The organism is Psychrobacter sp. MES7-P7E (assembly GCF_002863645.1).
Taxonomy (GTDB): Bacteria; Pseudomonadota; Gammaproteobacteria; order Pseudomonadales; family Moraxellaceae; genus Psychrobacter.
This window is the reverse complement of the sequence record NZ_PJBU01000114.1, coordinates 47,143-65,542: the sequence shown is the minus strand read 5'-3', so window position 1 is coordinate 65,542 and position 18,400 is coordinate 47,143. Positions and strand designations below refer to the sequence as shown.

General features: G+C 43.0%; 19 protein-coding genes. 9 read left to right on the top strand and 10 right to left on the bottom strand.

Annotated elements, in window-relative coordinates; all coding sequences use genetic code 11:
• Positions 1-67 precede the first annotated feature (67 nt).
• Positions 68-2,140: a 1-deoxy-D-xylulose-5-phosphate synthase gene (dxs, locus tag CXF62_RS12930; RefSeq protein WP_102094689.1), complete on the bottom strand. Its 2,073-nt coding sequence runs from the start codon at positions 2,138-2,140 to the stop codon at positions 68-70.
• Between the two features lie 615 nt (positions 2,141-2,755).
• Between dxs and ribA the strand changes: the two genes are divergently transcribed.
• From ribA to CXF62_RS12915, 3 genes are all read left to right on the top strand, one after another.
• Positions 2,756-3,484, top strand: a complete 729-nt coding sequence (ribA, locus tag CXF62_RS12925) for a GTP cyclohydrolase II (RefSeq protein ID WP_102094688.1) — start codon at positions 2,756-2,758, stop codon at positions 3,482-3,484.
• Between the two features lie 7 nt (positions 3,485-3,491).
• Positions 3,492-4,502 carry an oxygen-dependent coproporphyrinogen oxidase gene (hemF, locus tag CXF62_RS12920; RefSeq protein ID WP_102094687.1) on the top strand — a complete coding sequence of 337 codons (1,011 nt, stop codon included), beginning with the start codon at positions 3,492-3,494 and terminating at the stop codon, positions 4,500-4,502.
• Positions 4,503-4,888: 386 nt separating this feature from the next.
• A complete protein-coding gene (locus CXF62_RS12915) occupies positions 4,889-5,365 on the top strand; it encodes a c-type cytochrome (protein WP_102094686.1) in 477 nt (158 codons plus the stop codon).
• A gap of 128 nt (positions 5,366-5,493) precedes the next feature.
• On the opposite strand, the gene CXF62_RS12910 is transcribed toward CXF62_RS12915, so the two are convergent.
• The 3 genes from CXF62_RS12910 to CXF62_RS12900 form a co-directional block, all read right to left on the bottom strand.
• Complete coding sequence (locus CXF62_RS12910) at positions 5,494-6,471, bottom strand: mechanosensitive ion channel family protein (protein WP_102094685.1); 978 nt, start codon at positions 6,469-6,471, stop codon at positions 5,494-5,496.
• A gap of 72 nt (positions 6,472-6,543) precedes the next feature.
• Positions 6,544-7,107, bottom strand: coding sequence for a lactoylglutathione lyase (gloA, locus tag CXF62_RS12905; protein ID WP_102094684.1), 564 nt, complete (start codon positions 7,105-7,107; stop codon positions 6,544-6,546).
• A gap of 176 nt (positions 7,108-7,283) precedes the next feature.
• Complete coding sequence (locus CXF62_RS12900; RefSeq protein ID WP_057758161.1) at positions 7,284-7,922, bottom strand: carbonic anhydrase; 639 nt, start codon at positions 7,920-7,922, stop codon at positions 7,284-7,286.
• Positions 7,923-8,312: 390 nt separating this feature from the next.
• Between CXF62_RS12900 and potA the strand changes: the two genes are divergently transcribed.
• The 5 genes from potA to CXF62_RS12875 all read left to right on the top strand — a co-directional run bounded on the left by potA (position 8,313) and on the right by CXF62_RS12875 (position 13,399).
• Positions 8,313-9,554, top strand: a complete 1,242-nt coding sequence (gene potA, locus CXF62_RS12895) for a spermidine/putrescine ABC transporter ATP-binding protein PotA (protein WP_102094683.1) — start codon at positions 8,313-8,315, stop codon at positions 9,552-9,554.
• Entirely contained in the window at positions 9,554-10,432 is an 879-nt protein-coding gene (gene potB, locus CXF62_RS12890) for a spermidine/putrescine ABC transporter permease PotB (protein WP_102094682.1), read from the top strand. The genes potA and potB overlap by 1 nt, the downstream gene beginning before the upstream one ends.
• The gene (gene potC / locus CXF62_RS12885; RefSeq protein WP_102094681.1) at positions 10,432-11,238 is read left to right on the top strand and encodes a spermidine/putrescine ABC transporter permease PotC; all 807 of its coding nucleotides are present in this window, start codon (positions 10,432-10,434) and stop codon (positions 11,236-11,238) included. The genes potB and potC overlap by 1 nt, the downstream gene beginning before the upstream one ends.
• A 104-nt stretch (positions 11,239-11,342) precedes the next feature.
• On the top strand, positions 11,343-12,233 hold the full coding sequence (locus CXF62_RS12880) for a LysR family transcriptional regulator (protein WP_102094680.1): 891 nt from the start codon (positions 11,343-11,345) through the stop codon (positions 12,231-12,233).
• 413 nt (positions 12,234-12,646) lie between these two features.
• Positions 12,647-13,399, top strand: a complete 753-nt coding sequence (locus CXF62_RS12875) for a reverse transcriptase family protein (protein ID WP_102094679.1) — start codon at positions 12,647-12,649, stop codon at positions 13,397-13,399.
• 29 nt (positions 13,400-13,428) lie between these two features.
• Here CXF62_RS12875 and CXF62_RS12870 read toward each other — a convergent pair whose 3' ends face one another.
• The 6 genes from CXF62_RS12870 to CXF62_RS12845 all read right to left on the bottom strand — a co-directional run bounded on the left by CXF62_RS12870 (position 13,429) and on the right by CXF62_RS12845 (position 17,423).
• On the bottom strand, positions 13,429-13,674 hold the full coding sequence (locus tag CXF62_RS12870) for a hypothetical protein (protein WP_102094678.1): 246 nt from the start codon (positions 13,672-13,674) through the stop codon (positions 13,429-13,431).
• A gap of 14 nt (positions 13,675-13,688) precedes the next feature.
• Complete coding sequence (locus CXF62_RS12865) at positions 13,689-14,384, bottom strand: phospholipase D-like domain-containing protein (protein WP_102094677.1); 696 nt, start codon at positions 14,382-14,384, stop codon at positions 13,689-13,691.
• Positions 14,385-14,593: 209 nt separating this feature from the next.
• Positions 14,594-14,965: a fluoride efflux transporter CrcB gene (gene crcB / locus CXF62_RS12860; RefSeq protein ID WP_101205094.1), complete on the bottom strand. Its 372-nt coding sequence runs from the start codon at positions 14,963-14,965 to the stop codon at positions 14,594-14,596.
• Between the two features lie 44 nt (positions 14,966-15,009).
• Positions 15,010-16,047 carry a tRNA (adenosine(37)-N6)-threonylcarbamoyltransferase complex transferase subunit TsaD gene (tsaD, locus tag CXF62_RS12855; RefSeq protein ID WP_102094676.1) on the bottom strand — a complete coding sequence of 346 codons (1,038 nt, stop codon included), beginning with the start codon at positions 16,045-16,047 and terminating at the stop codon, positions 15,010-15,012.
• Positions 16,048-16,389: 342 nt separating this feature from the next.
• On the bottom strand, positions 16,390-16,926 hold the full coding sequence (locus tag CXF62_RS12850; protein ID WP_102094675.1) for a c-type cytochrome: 537 nt from the start codon (positions 16,924-16,926) through the stop codon (positions 16,390-16,392).
• A gap of 125 nt (positions 16,927-17,051) precedes the next feature.
• The gene (locus tag CXF62_RS12845; protein WP_102094674.1) at positions 17,052-17,423 is read right to left on the bottom strand and encodes a hypothetical protein; all 372 of its coding nucleotides are present in this window, start codon (positions 17,421-17,423) and stop codon (positions 17,052-17,054) included.
• A gap of 638 nt (positions 17,424-18,061) precedes the next feature.
• On the opposite strand from CXF62_RS12845, the gene rpsU reads away from it, so the two are divergent.
• Positions 18,062-18,277 carry a 30S ribosomal protein S21 gene (gene rpsU / locus CXF62_RS12840; RefSeq protein WP_010195908.1) on the top strand — a complete coding sequence of 72 codons (216 nt, stop codon included), beginning with the start codon at positions 18,062-18,064 and terminating at the stop codon, positions 18,275-18,277.
• The last annotated feature ends 123 nt before the right edge of the window (positions 18,278-18,400 follow it).

The window sequence follows — 18,400 nt, the reverse complement described above, 5'->3', positions numbered from 1 at the left end:
TAGTTTTGAGTAAGACCTTTTTAACGCATTAATTTTTTAAAAAATATTGTAACGTTAAAAACATTGCTTACGATAAGAACGTTTTGAGCTGTTTGATCACGCCTTCGACATTTAGACCACAGTCGGCCAATTGTTCTGCTTGGGAGCCATGAGCAATAAAGCGATCAGGAATACCGATATTAGCAATAGCTGGACGACTTTGCTTAAATACTGCCGACTCGTTTAGTAAATATTCATTCACTGCACTACCTGCGCCGCCCATAATCATGTGCTCTTCTAGGGTTGCTATATGAGTGACCCCTTGCGCTAATAACGTTTCAAGCATTGCTGTATCTAGCGGTTTTACCCAGCGCATATTGATCACATGTATCTGGTAATCTAATGCTGCATCGTTATTTATTAGGGTTTCTGCTGCTTGCTGAGCAGTTGCTACCATCGTGCCAAAGGCCAATAATGCCAATTTGTAAGGTGCGTCAGCTTTACCTAATACTGACTCGACAACTGCTTCGCCAACTTTATAAGTTTGGGCGGGCTGCTCAATATCAGCACCCGTACCTGTACCACGCGGATAACGTACAGCCGTGCACCCTTGATACTCATAGCAAGTATTGAGCAAATGGTAACACTCGTTCTCATCTTTTGGCGCTGCAATCACCATATTAGGCACACAACGTAAGAATCCAAAATCAAATACGCCAGCATGCGTCGCACCGTCTTCACCGACTAGACCCGCTCGATCTATGGCAAACATCACATCGAGATTCTGTAGAGCCACGTCATGAATCAGCTGATCATATCCACGCTGCAAGAACGTCGAGTAAATTGCGACAATAGGTTTGACGCCTTGAGTTGCCATCCCAGCCGCTAGCGTGACAGCATGTTGCTCAGCAATGGCCACATCAAAGAAACGCTCTGGAAAGTGACGAGCAAAGTCCGTCATACCTGAGCCTTCTTCCATAGCAGGGGTGACAGCTAGTAGTTTATCGTCTTCGGCCGCTTTATCACATAAGAACTGGCCAAACACTTGCGAATATTTTAACGCTGGCTTTGTACTTGGTTGTTTCGTTGGCTGCTCTATGGAGTCAGCTTTAGACTCTTCATGCTCTTTATGATTTTCGACTGGCAATTTACTGATTGCGTGATAGCCCACTGGATCTAACTCTGCTGGCGCAAAGCCTTTACCCTTAGTCGTATAGATATGTACCAATACTGGGCCTTTTATTTGTTTTGCCAGTGACAATACGCGCAGCAGCTCAGGAATATTATGCCCATCAAATGGACCAAAATAGGTAAAACCAATCGCTTTGAATAAGTTGTCTTCTAGCTGCGGAACATCACGCATCTCTTTGTGACGCTTGCGGCGATCGAACGCTTGCATATCAGGACGGTGACAGAGTACTGGCTCACCTGACTCAGAGATATCTACTTGATAACCTGATTCCCAAAGCATGGCTAAATGTCGTGAAAATCCACCAATAGAGCATGATATCGACATATCATTATCATTTAGGATGACTAGCAAATCAGCATCTTGCTGTACTGCGTCATTCATGGCTTCAAATGCCATGCCGCCTGTCATTGCACCATCGCCGATGATGCAAGCAACCGTTTGCTCGCGGCCTTGATAACGCAGGGCGAGACTCATACCCAGACCAGCTGAAATAGAGGTCGATGAATGACCAACGCCAAATGTATCGTAGACAGATTCTGCGCGCTCAGGAAACGCCGTCAGACCATCTTTAGACCTGATAGTACCTAGCTGCTCACGGCGACCTGTCAGTACTTTATGAGCATAAGCTTGATGACCCACGTCCCAGACGATTTGGTCTTGCGGCGTCTCTAACAAATAATGCAATACTATGGTCAGCTCAACCACGCCCAAGTTGGCACCAAAATGCCCACCGCTCTGACCAGCTGAATACAATAGAAAAAGGCGCAATTCATCAGCCAGCGTAATAAGCTTGGCAGCCGAAAGTGTGCTGAGGTCAGTGGGTGTATCAATTGCATCAAGCAATGGCGTATGAGGACGCACACGTGGTATCACAGTATAGGTCTGCTGTAAGCTCGATAACTGAGCAGCAGAATCCAGCACTGATGTAGATAGGGACTGAGACTTTGGAGAATGAGGTGACTGCTGCATAAACCGTACGATACCTACCAATCTGCTGACAAGACGTGTCTTTAAAATATAGCGGTGACTATAATCAAAAGACGTCAATAATACCTACATCATTATTGATGTAATCGACCATATAATTATTCATGCAACTTTCGTATTTGTATAGCTGCGCTACTTACGACAGTAGACACGCTAGCACAATAGGCTGCGCGTCAATACCAACGTTTTGATATCAAACTATTGATGCTTTTATACTATTGACAACTGAGGGGTGACATTATGCCCTATTATTTTGCATCAATAGCGGATGTTAGTGACGACATAGTAATGTAAGGGTAAAGACTTGTCACTGTATCCGTCAAAATAGTATGGCATAATAGCATTTTTTTTTAATTGTCGCTTTAATCATCGTGCGTCGTCTGTGAACTTTGTGTGTTTTTATAAAAAATACAATGAGCACGCTGTCTCTATGAACAGGTTATACTGGTATCATTTTAATCTTAGCAGGAAAGTTTAGGTGACATGCTCATCTCAACTAATAGTTATTTCGAACAGTAACCGTCTCAAACAGCGCTCATCTCAAACAGCAACAACATACTTTTCACCGCCACGACTTTAGGCTTATGTAGGACAGCAATGTCATATCAATTTATCACTAGTGCCAAATTACCCACTCGTCACGGCGAGTTTGATATTCATATCTTTGAAAATAGCGAAGGTCAAGAGCATGTCATGCTGACCGTTGGTCTAACTGTGGTCGATCAACAGACAGATATCATGGCTAGCCAACCCTCAGACGACATGATATTAAACCAAAAGAACGAATCGATAGCAAAGCAAGTGCCGCTCATTCGCATTCATTCTGAATGTCTGACAGGCGACGCGTTTAGCTCATTGAAATGCGACTGCGGTCCGCAGCTCAATACTGCCATGCAAGCCATCCAAGAGTCAGGTTGCGGTGCAATTTTGTATTTGCGTCAAGAAGGCCGCGGTATTGGTTTGACCAATAAGATTCGTGCGTATGCCCTCCAAGATCAGGGGCATGATACGCTGGATGCTAATCTCATGTTAGGCTTGCCTGCCGATGCGCGTATCTATGATATGTGTGGTCCGATGCTTGCCCATGTCGGTGTCGATGCCGTCAGGCTCATTACCAACAATCCAAACAAAGTCGCTTATCTAACTGAGCATGGTATTGATGTTGTCGAACGGGTGCCATTGTTGGTCGGTGTCAATGATATGAATGCGGAATATCTAGCAACCAAACGTGATCGCATGGGCCACTTGTTTGATAAAAATATCAATCTTGATATAGACGCTTCTCTCGATACAGACCTTAATACCGCCATACACCTGAATAAATAGATATCTTATGAGTATTACAAATACAAATAACGAAACAGACTTATCAACGGTGGCGTCCGTGACGACGCCAACCAATAACGACATCATGCGAGTGCGCGAATTTTTGGTTGATTTACAGGCGCGTATCTGTGAATCGCTAGAAGCACAAGAGCGTGACGGCAGCACTAATAACAACGAGTATGCGACCTTTGTTCCTGATGACTGGGAACGTCCTGAAGGCGGCGGCGGACGGTCGTGCGTATTGGCAGATGGCGAGGTCATCGAAAAAGCGGGCGTCATGTTTAGCCATATTCATGTACATAACCTCCCCGCCTCGGCGACAGCGCGTCACCCTAATATCGCTGGACGTAAAGCCCAAGCAATGGGCGTGTCACTGGTTGTCCATCCCAAAAATCCAAACGTGCCTACGAGCCATGCCAATGTGCGTTTATTCGTAGCGGAAGCGGAAGGTGAAGCACCTATTTGGTGGTTTGGTGGTGGTTTTGACTTAACGCCATTCTATCCAGTACTCGCTGATTGTGTACACTGGCATCAAGTTTGTCATGACTTGTGTGCGCCTTTTGGGGACAATATTTACGCTGATTTTAAACAGTGGTGTGATGAGTATTTTCATCTGCGCCATCGTGATGAGCAGCGCGGTATTGGTGGTCTGTTTTATGATGACGTCAGTACTGAGAGTCGCGGCTGGGACTTTGAGACTTGCTTTAACTTTATGAAAGCCGTGGGCAACGGTTATCTTGACGGTATCATGCCGATTTTTGAACAGCGTAAAAACACGCCTTATACTGAAACGCAGCGCGAGTTTCAACTCTATCGCCGTGGTCGCTATGTTGAATACAATCTGGTCTACGATCGTGGAACGCTATTTGGGCTACAGAGTAATGGACGTATCGAATCCATCCTAGTCAGTATGCCACCGCTTGCCAGTTGGCATTATCGCTTTGAGCCTGCTAAAGGAACGCCTGAATTTGAGTTGACCGATTACTATCTAAAACCGCGTGATTGGTTAGCACTGTAGTTTTCGTAAATATTGAAATACTCATATTTTTGGAAAATATTAAAAAGGTCAGCTACTATCGCTGGCCTTTTTTATTATCAGTACTATCTAAACGAGCTACTCCCACGTTGTTATCGTACAGAAATACGTTGTGCAGCTACTATACAATCATCGCAATCAACTATGAGCAGTAACAACCAAGTTAAGTTATGCTTATCTAAAATATTACGAGGATATAACAACTATATAATTCCCATCGCCCAGATAACCGTTACAATAGAAGACGTTCTTTATTAGCAACTGTGCTCAAAAGAATTTTAGGCAGTATTTTGTATAACTATATTTTACGACGAAGCGAGCGTTTGTAATCGCGCTTACTATTAGCCAAGTTTAAAGGAGTAAGTCATATGGCACAGGTTCATACCAACAAATCTTTCAAATCTCTGTTCAGCGTTACCTTGATGGCGGCTGCACTGGGGCTAACGGCCTGTAGCACTTCAACAGGATCTAACCCTGATGTGCAAGCGCGTCAAGACACCATGAAAAACTGGGGCGATGCAATGGGCGTCATGGGTGATATGGCAAAAGCACCTGACACATTTGATGCCGATGTATTTAAAGAGCAAGCGGCGTTCTTGGCAGAAGATGCCGCCAAGCCTTGGAGTCATTTTGAAGATCCAGAAGCGGTAGGTAATGCTACTGAAGCGGTTTGGTCTAATGCTGATGGCTTCAGTGCTGAAGTGGAAAACTTTCAAAAAGTCACTGCTGAGCTAAACGCCGCCGCCCAAAACGCCACTAGCATGGACGATGTTAAGCCTGCGTTTGGACAAGTTGGTGCAAGCTGTAAATCATGCCATACCGACTTTAGAGCAAAAGACGAATAAGCCTTTATACTTATAGCAAGTAGACACGTATAAAAAACCGCCATATCAATTGATGTGGCGGTTTTTTAGTTTTCTGAATAATGTGGAAATCAAAGTTTCGAAACTAATTAAATATTTCACCGAGCGCCCTACTCTGCCACTGTTTTATTCACATCCACAACGTCTTGCTGCTCGTTCATTTTATTAACGATTGCACTCACTGAAGGATCACTCAAATCAATCGTACGTATTGGGAATGGAATGTTTACGCCCGCTGCATCCAATGAGTTTTTGATACCTACAATTACTTGATGAATCGAGGCAACCTTATTGGCTTGCGTACCATCTTCGATAAACCAGCGTACCATTAGATCAATGGACGAACCACCAAAACCAGTAGCAATCACGCTTGGCGTTGCTTTCTTCGAGACGCTCTCTATCTTATCTAACGCCTTGATAATCTCAGCTTTGGCCGCTTCGATATCATCTTCATAACCGATACCAACTGCGACTTGCAGACGGCGCTGCTTATAAGCGGTATTGACGGTCAATGCTGAGGTATAGAGATCTGAATTTGGAATCACCACTTGACGGCCATCATAAGTCCTGATGGTAGTTGCGCGAATTTTGATATCTTCGACTGTTCCTTCATAGTCGCCTGAGACAATCTGATCACCGATACGAAACGGCTCTGAAATTAGCAGCAAGATACCAGAGAGTAAGTTTTGGAAGATATCCTTAAAAGCAAAACCGATAGCAACGGAACCAATACCGAGCGCGCCAATCAGCTTAGCAGGGGTGAATCCTGGCACTGCAATAACCATCGCTATCATAAAACCAATAAAGAAAATAAGCGCCCCACCTACTCGCTGAAACACTTTGACCAAGTTCTGATGCCGACTACGGCTACCTAATAATTTGTGAACGATTTTTTTGAAGACAATCGATAAGAACCAAAAAATTAGGATAACGATAATTGATGCGACAAAGTATGGGATGCGTTCAACAAAGCCAACCCATATCTCATTTGCCGAACCAAGGATGCTTTGATAGGTCAATCCATCCGTTGTCGTAGACTGCGCAGCTGTCTCAGCACTCAGTGTCGTTTCTGCCTCAGAGGTAGGCATCTGGGTGATACTCCTTTATTCTATTTATTTTTATTAGCGCACTTATCTTAATAGGTGCTGTCTTTCTGACAACTAGCCCATCAAATCGGCCTGAACAATTTCGATCCAGTAGCCGTCTACATCTTTGATAAAGGCAATGTTTTTCATGCTACCGTCTTCTGGACGCTTTTTAAATTCGACGTCATTTTTATCAAACCAAGCAACCGCTTCATCCAAGCTTGGAACGCTAAAACAAATATGACCAAAACCTTGCGGATCTTGATTGCCGTCATGATAGCTAAAATCAGCCTTGGTTTCGGTGCCGTAGTTATGCGTCAACTCCAAAATACCACGCTGACGGAAAGCAAAGATTTCTAGATCATCGCCAGTTGGCAGGTTTTCGCGCTCGCTCTCGGTCAACTTAGCCAAGAAATATAAATCGAATCCCATGTCAGGGAACTTCTTAACGGCAAGCAAGGTCATACCCAAGACGCCAGTGTAAAACTCAAGCGATTTCACTGGGTCTTTGACACGCAGCATGGTGTGGTTAAAAGTAAAACCGGTCGTCTGTGATGAGATTGGCTGAACACCATCAGTACTGACGCTGCTAGCAGGTTGGTCTATTGCGTCGTTATTGTTGTTAGATGAAGTAGACATAATTATCCTAATATAATTCAGAAAATAAAGGCAAAAACACGCAAATCACGATTGTCGTAATTTGCGTCGTTCTCTTATCATAATAAAAAATGGCGAAATAACTGATAGGGTTTTGTAAGAATATGAACAAGGTGTGTTCGTCTGTATACCCTAACTAGCTAGTTATCTAAGACTAACTAGCTATCTAAAAAACGCACTTTTCCTGTCTCAAGATCATACTCAGCACCGACTACCAATAGCTGACCACTATTGGTTAAGTCCTCTAATGCACGTGAGCCATGCTTTAGCTGACTGACTGACATACGTACGTTAGCGCGGATAGAACGATCGACCAACTCGTCTGCATCGACGTCTTGACCATTGGCAGTTGCCAGTTCGTGCAAGTTATAAACGCTTGGACGAATACGATCTACGATGGACTGCAAGTTAGGTGAATAGTTTTGTTCAGGATTAATCAGTGTCTCAACGCAAGCCGTGACAGCACCGCATTTCGAGTGTCCAAGTACCACCACCAGTTGCGTACCAAAGGCTTCGGCTGCAAACTCGATTGAACCAATCTGCGATGGTGCAACCACATTACCTGCGACTCGTATAACGAACAAATCTCCCAAACCCTGATCAAAGACAATCTCAACGGGTACTCGTGCATCCGAGCAACCCAAAATAATGGCCAATGGATTTTGATCCTTGACCAACTCTGGACGGCGCTGCATATACTCATCGGTACTGGTGAGGCTATCAACGTAGCGTGCATTACCTGCTTTTAAAAGCTCAAGTGCTTCTTGACCTGTGGTTGGACGTATATCGGTAGGCATGAGAGATCCTTTATCATCAATAATATTAGAGTTATAAGCTGTTTTGCATACATGTATTCCAGCACAGACTGACTAATTATCGTCAAACTATCAGGCTAATAATATTTGTCAGCCATAACGTGATTGTATAGGAATAAAAACCCAAAAACGGTAAAAAAATTTGTCTAAATATCGCTAGGTGAATGTAGTCACATTTAAAAATATAGCTGTATATATCGCTGCTACGACAGTATTACTCGCGTAACTTATAATGAACTTGCACTGACTTATACCAAGGGTTTGTTATAATACGCAGCACTCAGGCAGCATTCAGACCGCGCTTACGCTCATGCCAATCCCTATAATGACAGTCAGCTGTATACAGAAATTGGACGCTTAGGAACAGATATTATGACCGATTTATCTCAAAATACGCATAACACCTCTGCGTCACCTCATGATGATCAGGTGCTGCTGCAACTGACTGGTCTAAAAAAAACCTATGATCAAACCGAAGTCCTAAAAGACATCAACCTTGATATCAAACATGGTGAGTTTTTGACGCTGCTTGGCCCATCAGGCTGTGGTAAGACGACATTACTACGCTTGATTGCAGGCTTTGAGCAGCCTAATGCTGGAGCGATATATTTGGATGGTGTACAGATGGCAGGCTTATCCGCTGATAAACGTCCGGTCAATACCGTATTTCAGCAATATGCATTGTTCCCTCATATGAGCGTCGCCCAAAACGTGGCTTATGGCCTAAAGCTAAAAAAAGTACCAAAAGATGAAATCCAAAGACGTGTTAGCGAGATGCTAGCGATGGTACAGCTAGAGCATTTGGCCAACCGCAAGCCGCAAGATTTGTCTGGTGGTCAGCAGCAGCGAGTTGCGATTGCACGCGCAGTGATTAACCGCCCTAAACTGCTATTACTTGATGAGCCATTATCCGCGCTCGATCATAAACTGCGCCTGCAAATGCAATCTGAACTCAAGCGTCTGCAACGTGAACTTGGCATTACCTTTGTTTTCGTGACTCATGACCAAGAAGAAGCGCTCTCGATGTCAGACCGTATTGCCGTGATGAAAGACGGCACGTTCCAACAAATCGGTACGCCTATCGGGATTTATGAAACCCCTGCCAACCTATTTACTGCAAAATTTATCGGCGAAACCAATCTGTTCAAAGCTGAGGTCAAAGGTGTCCATCCAGACCAGCCAGATCGCGATGGCAAAGTGACTAACGGACGCATCGAGGTCGAAGTCTGTGAAGCGCAAGCGCAAGAAGGGCCAACCACATTACGCAACTTACGTCGTCCCAATTTTGCCAATGATGTGCAAGTGGGCGATATCGTCAATTTACTACTTCGCCCCGAAGATTTACGAATATACGATCCAAAAGACAATGAGCATAGCGGACTGTTAGGCCGTGTCATCGAAAGTAACTATAAAGGTAGCACCTTAGATTCGATTATCGAACTGGCAAATGGTCATATCATTAAGGCTTCTGAGTTCTTTGACGAGGACGACCCAAGCTTCGATTACAAACTAAACGAAGGCGTCAAAGTCTCATGGGTAGATGGCTGGGAATGGGTATTGCCAGAAGACTCTGAAGCTACGTCAGACATAACTGCACAAAAGGATGGTAGCTGATGGCTCGCAACCACTTAGGCAGTAAAAGTCCATTTCGTACCGCCACGCTTTGGCTAATCTGGGGTTGGCTACTGATATTCGCACTATTGCCAAATATTCTAGTCATCGCTGTCAGTTTTTTGACCCGTGATAGCAGTGCCTTTATTAGCTTACCTGTCAGCATCGACAGTTATGTGCGGATGATTGACCCGTTGTATTTTGAGGTATTTGTCCACTCATTATGGATGGCAGGTATCACAACGGTTATCTGCCTACTGCTTGGCTATCCTTTTGCATGGCTGATTTCCAAAGCAAAAGTACGTTGGCAGCCGTTACTGATGCTACTACTGATACTGCCATTTTGGACCAACTCTTTGGTACGGACTTATGCACTAAAATTGCTATTTGCCAATAACGGTTTGATTAATAAAACCCTACTAGCGATAGGCGTCATCGATGCCCCTATTGATATTTTATACACTCAAGGCGCGGTGATAGCCGGCTTAACGTATTTGTTATTCCCGTTTATGGTGCTACCGCTATATGCAGTATTTACCGACTTACGCAATGATATGCTATTGGCCTCGCAAGATTTGGGCGCATCCAGAACACAAACCTTTTGGCATGTGGTATTGCCATTAACGACACCAGGGATTATCTCTGGTGTACTGCTCGTGCTATTGCCTGCGATGGGCATGTTTTATGTGGCAGACATCTTGGGTGGTTCTCGTAATTTATTGGTCGGTAATATTATTAAAAACCAATTTCTGGATGCGCGTGATTGGCCATTCGGTGCAGCAGCCAGCGTATTATTGACCCTTGCGATGGCCGTACTATTAATCGCCTATCGTGCCAGTAGCCGCCGTATTGGCAAGACCGACTTTAATGAGGTGGCCTAATGTCTTATAGTGCACCGACAAAAAAAGCTCGTACGCTTAAGATTGGCAGTATCGCCGCCAAAGGCTATCTTGGCCTGATTTATGCCCTACTGTATTTGCCCATCATCGTCTTGGTAGTGATGTCCTTTAACAAATCAAAAATTGGCTATAACTGGGGCGGTTTTAGCTTAAAGTGGTACGAATCATTATTCAATAACCAAGCGATGCTCGATGCATTTTGGCATTCTATTGTCTTGGGATTGGTGGCGGCCACTGTCTCGACTTTGATAGGTACACTCACTGCCCTAGCCTTACATCGTTATAATTTTCGTGGTAAAGGCTTATTAAATGGATTGCTATTTGTCCTGATGATGTCGCCTGAGATTGTACTCGCTATCTCATTATTAGCATTATTCTTACTGATTGGTTTGCAGCTGGGCTTCGTCTCGCTGCTATTGGCGCACATTACTTTTTGCCTACCCTTTGTTGTCATTACCGTCTTTGCACGATTGAGTAGTTTAGATGAACGTTTAATGGAAGCGGCACGCGACTTGGGTGCTAACGAATCAACCATGGTGCGTACAGTATTGATCCCAGTTATCTTGCCAGCAGTCATGGCGGGTTGGTTGCTTGCCTTTACCCTATCGCTAGATGATGTAGTGGTTTCGACCTTTGTCACAGGGCCTAGCTATGAGATTTTACCGCTGCGCATTTACTCTATGGTGCGCGTCGGTCTAAAACCAGAGGTCAATGCGATTGGTACGTTATTGTTGGTTGCTTCACTAGTATTGGTGGTTATCTCACAGCTGTTATTACGTAAGCGCTAAATGTTGATTGCTTATTAATTGCTCATTAATAATGGGCTGTGAGTGAAAGTCAGCGCTATATTGATTATAATGAATTTTTCTCACGATAGCGGTTGGGTAATATCATGCTTGAGTTGCGTCATCTTAATACATTAACCGCGCTGCGTGCGCATGGTTCACTTGCGGCAGCAGCAGACGAGCTACATGTCACCGCCTCTGCCGTTTCGCATCAGCTAAAAGAGCTTGAGAACTATTACGATATCAGCTTGGTCAATCGCCGAACTCGTCCGCTTAGCTTTACGCCAGCGGGCAAGGCGGTTTTATCATTAGCAGACAGTATTTTACCGCAAGTGACTCGCACCAAATCCAACCTCAAGCGCTTAGCACACGGTCAAGCAGGCAGGTTGCGACTGGCATCAGAGTGTCACAGTTGCTTTGATTGGCTCATGCCGATACTCAATCACTATCGCCGTGAGTGGTCGGATGTCGAGCTCGACTTTGCCACAGGGTTTGAGCCAGAGCCGCACCATTTGCTAATGGAAGGTGATATTGATCTACTCATTACGACCAGCGATTTGCCGCTCGATGGTATCAGCTATCAGCCATTGTTTGAGTACGAGAGTCGTTTGGTACTTTCACCAACACATGATTTAGCTACTCAAAAATTTATTGACCCCAATGATTTGATTAACGAGACATTGATTGCCTATCCCGTAGAGGCCAAGCGTCTCGACATCATTGCCAATTTTATGACGCCAGCACAAGTAAGCTTTGAAAGTGTTCGTACGACAGAGCTGACCGCGATGCTAATTCAGTTGGTCGCCAGTGAACGCGGCGTAGCAGCATTGCCTGATTGGGTGGTTGCTGAATATGAGAAAAAAGGCTGGGTCGTCTCGCGACCATTAGGTGATGGCGTACATTGTCAGTTGTATGCGGCGACGCGTACTTCTAGTCAAGACATTGCTTATATGCAGGGTTTTGCGAGTTTGTTAGAAGGGATTGTGAAGCCGGTTTAGAGCTTTATTTGTCATAACACTCGTTGTACGAACAAAGCATGGTTCCCTAGTGAGTGCTTGAAAATTTGGAAGTAGCCAATTAACTTCAATGCATGTGGGATTTTAGGTTGAATTAATGTCCATCTGAATGCGCTTAATTATCGGGTCAATTCACCGCTAATTAACCAGGATATTTTTTGCTGTCGTCAATCCAATAAAGACTCTAATTTACATTTGCATTGAAATGAAGTAGCATCTTATTTGCCCTATCATAGTTAGCTATGGCATGATCTTGGCGTAGACGTTTCGTCCGCTTAAAACTTGGATCATGCAGGTACTTGGAAAAACTCTAATCTACCTGCGGCAGATTGGAGATACGTAACTTCGATAGGGTTTTACATTATTTCGGTGGTATGAAATTTGAGGTGTAAATTTTGGCTAAAAAAGAAAAGGTTTATACTTATCGAAAAATAAAGTTATCTAAAAAAAATGGTAAGTTCAGAGACATATATATTCCTGATGAATCTTTTAAAAGACATCTTAATACTTTATTAAAACCTCTCGCATATATATATGAAAAAAAACATATTTATGACTGTGATCATGCTTTTTTTAAGGGTAGAAACTGTGTCACGAATGCTTCTTGTCACCTTAAAAACCGCTATATCTTAAGTTTAGATATCAAAGACTTCTTTGATAATATTACCTCAAAGCATCTAGAAAAATATATTTCAGAAGATATTTTATATTTTATTCTAATTAAGAGTAGGCTACCTCAAGGCTACCCTACAAGTCCCTATGCCGCTAACATTGCAGTAATAGAACTGGATCGCATGATTGTTGAAAACCTGAGATCTTTCGATAGTAATATTATTTACAGCCGATATGCAGATGACTTAACTTTTAGCTTTGATGAAAAAGAAAAAGTTCATTTTATAATCAGCGAGGTTATTAAAATATGCAACTACTTCAATTTTAAACTTAATACCAATAAAATCAGGCTGCAAGATAAAAATAATGGTCGCGCTGTTATTACAGGTGTAGGTGTATCATATTATAATGTACACCCAACTCGTAAAACGTTAAAAAGACTTAGAGCAGCAAGGCATCAAGGAAACGAAGCACAGGCTAGTGGATTAGCAGAGTGGGCAAGTTGCAAGCTGCCAAACACGTCTGGCACTAAATAGACAATCCACCATCTAGTCCCAATTCTTTGTTACGTCCCCCAGTAACACCCATTACTATCGTAGTCTGTTGGTACATATGGATCTGTAATTGCTCTTAGCCTCTCTTCTTCCTTTCGAGAAAAATAACCGTCAACGTCATAGCCCAACGGCTTTAGGTCATCGTATGAGGCACACCCGATTTTCTTTCTTAGTGCTTCAATACTATATATATTTCTAAGTGGTCTATCTTCTTTTTTAACCGTTTTTTGCTCAGTTATAAGTGGTCTATTTTTCATAACTAATCCTTGAATTACTTATTATTAAATGGAGAAACCCAAGTGGAGTCCCAGTTTAAACTTTCTGATAAATAATAAATATATTCATACTCCTTAAGATACTGTAATGCTATGGTTTCATTATCTATTAAAATAGCATTTTCTAAAGAGTACATTGACATTTCTGTTAAATTCGCTGATCCACTCCAAACTTTTTTAGGCTTTATTTTATTTGTATTAGTATCAAATTCGCAAAATATTAAGAATTTATTATGCATTTTCGGAGAGCAATGTTTCATTTTTTCAGTAAGAAGACCAAAACACCTTACAGGTTCAATATCAAAAATCTCATCATAGGATAATTCAAAGATTTTATTAGAAAAGCTTACAGATGTATATTCGAATGAAAGATTATTATAGGCTTCTCTTAACTTTAATTTCGAACTACGGCTTAATATTACTTCCATATCTGGTCGTAAAAAATCCTCTTTTTGCAGTACTATTTGACAAGGTTTTTTAGACATAGCTTCTAATAAATCATAATCCGTGAGCCATGCTACTGCGCCAAGAACCATCTCTGAATTGTTAATCTCAGATATTAACCTATCTTTTAACCCTCTAAAATAGACTGAAACATCACCGTCTTTAAAAGAGTGATTTGTTCCTATTAGTTCATTGAAATTGGCGATATTTTCAAGATCTATTTCATTGTAACTACTTTTATCAGCCACCTAAAAACCTCTACAATCGTCTTAAATTTGTTATGGATGCTATTAGATTTACCTTGCCTTAATGACGTAGCATCTGGTTTACCCAATCATACCCCAGCGGAACCAGTCATTATGCCCTCTAGACTCATTAACAGACCATTTAAAACAGACTGTATTTCGGTAACCACTTAAATCAGACCACTCATTAAGCAGGTGATATCGATACAAGCTCAAAGTACGCACTTAAAGAAATAAAAGCCAAGCGCGGTTGCTAATAATGTCAGTCCAACATGCAAGCCGATGAGCGCTAAGCCTGCCAGCAGCCGCCCGTCATGAATAAAGCCAAATACCTCTGCACTAAACGTACTAAAGGTAGTTAACCCGCCCAAAAAGCCAGTAATCACAAAGACACGCACATGATCAGATAAGTTGCTACCCATGCGCTCAAACCATACTAGCGCAAGCCCAATTAATAGTCCGCCAAGGATGTTTGCGCTCAAAGTACCGAGTGGCACCCAACCGTGCAAGGCATTAAAACGCGATAGCCAAGCTCGAAGACAAGCACCGAATGCTGCTCCCAGACCAATAGCAAGCCACTGCATAGACTGTCCTTAGTTCAAATAGGTTTGGTGGACAAAAGGCTCAATTATACGGCTGGTAATTCTGTCATTGGCCAGCGCGGAATACAGCTAACGGCCAGATCATCAGACTGTCCTGCTTGCAAGCGCTCAAAACCTGCATAAGCAATCATCGCGCCATTATCCGTACATAGCGCAGGCGGTGCATAATGAACCGTTGCATTGATCTTAGCCAGTTCAGCCTCTAACATCTCGCGCAGATGCGTGTTGGCACTGACGCCGCCTGCAATAACCAGACGGCTCATACCTACTTGCTTGAGTGCTTTGACACATTTTTTCACTAAGGTATCGACCACCGCATGCTGGAAGCTCGCGGCGATATCCGCGCGAACTTGCGGATCACTATCAGAGCCAGCAGTGTCTTTAATCAGGTTATGTACCGCTGTTTTCATACCGCTGAATGAAAAGTCCAAACCTCGATGAAGCATCGGTCTTGGCAGTGCGTAAGCATCAGGATTGCCAGCTTCTGCCAGTTTGGCAACATTAGGCCCACCGGGATAAGGTAAGCCTAGCATCTTAGCCGCTTTATCAAAGCACTCACCCGCCGCGTCATCGATCGACTCACCCAAGATTTCATACTGTCCCACACCGTGAGCAGCAATCAGTAGCGTGTGCCCACCAGATACTAGTAGCGAGACAAAAGGAAACGCCGGAGGGTTTGCACCCATAAGCGGTGCCAAAAGATGCCCTTCCATATGATGAATACCAATCGCTGGAATATCCAAACCATAAGCTAAGCTACGACCAAATAGTGCGCCTGTCATCAATGCACCAATAAGACCAGGCCCCTTGGTATAGGCAATCGCATCGATCTCGCTTTTCTTCATATCGCATTGTTCTAGCAGCTCGTTGAGTAATGGCACTAGCTTGCGAATATGATCGCGACTGGCAAGCTCAGGCACAACGCCACCATAGAGCGCATGCAGCTCAATCTGAGAGTACAGTACTTGCCCGACCAAACCTTGGTTGTCGCTATTTATTTGCTCACTATCAAAAATCGCCAGCCCCGTCTCATCACAAGAAGTCTCTAAGCCCAATACTTTCATACTTTTGCCTTTATACTTTCGTTTTCGTGCTATTTTTATCGCACTTTTATCTTACATCATTTTGAGAAATTGGATAACTATAGTCAAAGAACTCTAAAATGAGTACAAGGCAGCCGACTGCAGATTGTACAAGTAGTACATCTAAGGAGGGTAACGCCGTAGCGGTTTAGTAGTTCACCGACTATAATACAGTCAGCCACACACTATCTCGAATTCGCTTGATACAGCTGTATATTCTCAGACTGGCATGACAAAAAACGTGCATAAAAAAACCGTCATTGTCAGTCACAATGACGGCCAGTTTAGCAAATTTCAATAGCTGACATACTCTAATATAGCGTATCAGCTTACCGACGCTAGCATATAATCAACCGCTGCTTTAACTTGTGCTTCGGTCACACCATTCACCGCTTGTGCTGGCATTTTATTAAAGCCTTTAGCCGAGTGCATATATAGCGTCTCTTTATCTTTGGTTAGACGAGCTGACCAAGCCGCTGTATCACCATATTTTGGCGCATCGAGCAAACCTGCAGCATGACAAACCTGACAGTTTGATTCATACAGTTTAGCACCTGCATCTGCTGCCAACATTTCAGGCTCAGAATCAGTTTCAGGTGTTGCCACTGCGTCATCTACTATGTCAGCAGATTCTGTTGCTACTTTTGACTCTGTATCTGTTTCTGGATCAACCACAGACTCAGGTATCGTGCCTTCGGTTTCTGCTACAGCTGTTTCTTCTACAGCGGTAGCTGGTTCATTGGCTGCTGTCGACTCTTCCGTAGCTGTGTTATCACCGCTACAAGCACTCACTGCAAATACCACGCTCATGCTGATTACAGACAATTTCAGTTTGTTCATATACGGTTGTATATCAATCATGGTTTTACCCTTACTTAGTCAGTCTGCAATCAATTAGTGATACGTTATATCAGCTTAAATTACTTACATATACGACCAACGACTGTTTAATAGTCCATTGAGTTAATAGTCCATTAACCACTAAATTATTCAGCAATGGCTGCAGCTGTATCGTCAGTAGCCGCCATATCAGCGCTGTCAGTAGGAGCAGCGGTAGTATCCGCATTATCGGTAGCTGCTGCTTCTGCAGTATCAGCGTCAGCCGTTCCTGCTTCAGCAGTAGCTGTACCGTCAGCTTCTGTACCCGCTGCATCAGCCGCTGGCATTAGTGCTGTCTCTGGGAATTCCATTTCTTCAGCTGGTGGCGCATTTTTGATGGCAAGTTCAGCAGCTTCGTCAACGCGATCGATTGCCATTACTTCTTCATGCTCTTCGCCGCCACTACAAGCGCTCACGCTCACACCTAAAGCTACGATAAGTGCGGTGCTTAATGCCGTGTTAAATACTGTTTTTTTCATTCCAACATCCTCAATAAAATACACACAAAACGGTTCATAGGCTTACTAGGGTCTATTGAACTTTCAAATGGGGTGCTGGCAGTCACTATTTTTTAGACAAAATGCAGTAAAATTGTTGAAGCCTAGTCATTCTAGGTCAAACTATTTCGCCATATATTGACAAAAAAGAGTACTGCCCTGAAAGGCTGATGCTAAAATTACCCCAACCGTTGTTGAAAACCTAGCTAAGGTCTCGACATTATCGTCGGTTTTCGCCTAGTTTGGTGTAACTTTAGCCATCAGCAGTCCTAATATTTGAATGTTCAATAGACCCTATAATATGGGAATTATCATAGCATAAACTCCAATCAAACCGTTATAGACGGTAGGGATTTTTTATTGATAAAGCGTTGTATATATGTCGAATTCATAGTTTGAGAGCCAAATTCAAATAGCTATCTAATTGAATACCTTATCGGCAATAAACGCTTAAAATCATTGACTTTGTTGGTATTTTTTATTAAAATACCTGCCCTTACGCTAATGCGTGAGAATTGTCCTAGTTTGAGCTGATGCCTGTAATCTTGAGATATTACGGCTAAATACTAATACACAGCCAAACTAATGCCCTTATATCTCATCCTAATCGAGGAGTCTTCATGCCTGCAGTTAAGGTTAAAGAAAACGAACCAGTTGATATCGCTATCCGTCGTTTCAAACGTGCTTGTGAAAAAGCTGGTGTATTATCAGACGTACGTAAGCGTGAGTTTTATGAAAAACCAACGCAAGTACGTAAGCGTAAAAAAGCTGCTGCCGTAAAGCGTTATAAGAAGAAGTTACAACGCGAAACTATTCGTACCACTCGTATGTACTAATCAGTAATCTGATTAGCTAAGTACAAGCGCTACACTAACGCCACTGTTATCAATCGATATCAGTGGCGTTTTTTATGCTACAATTTTTGTTATTACTGCTGACATAATTTTTTATTAAAACCA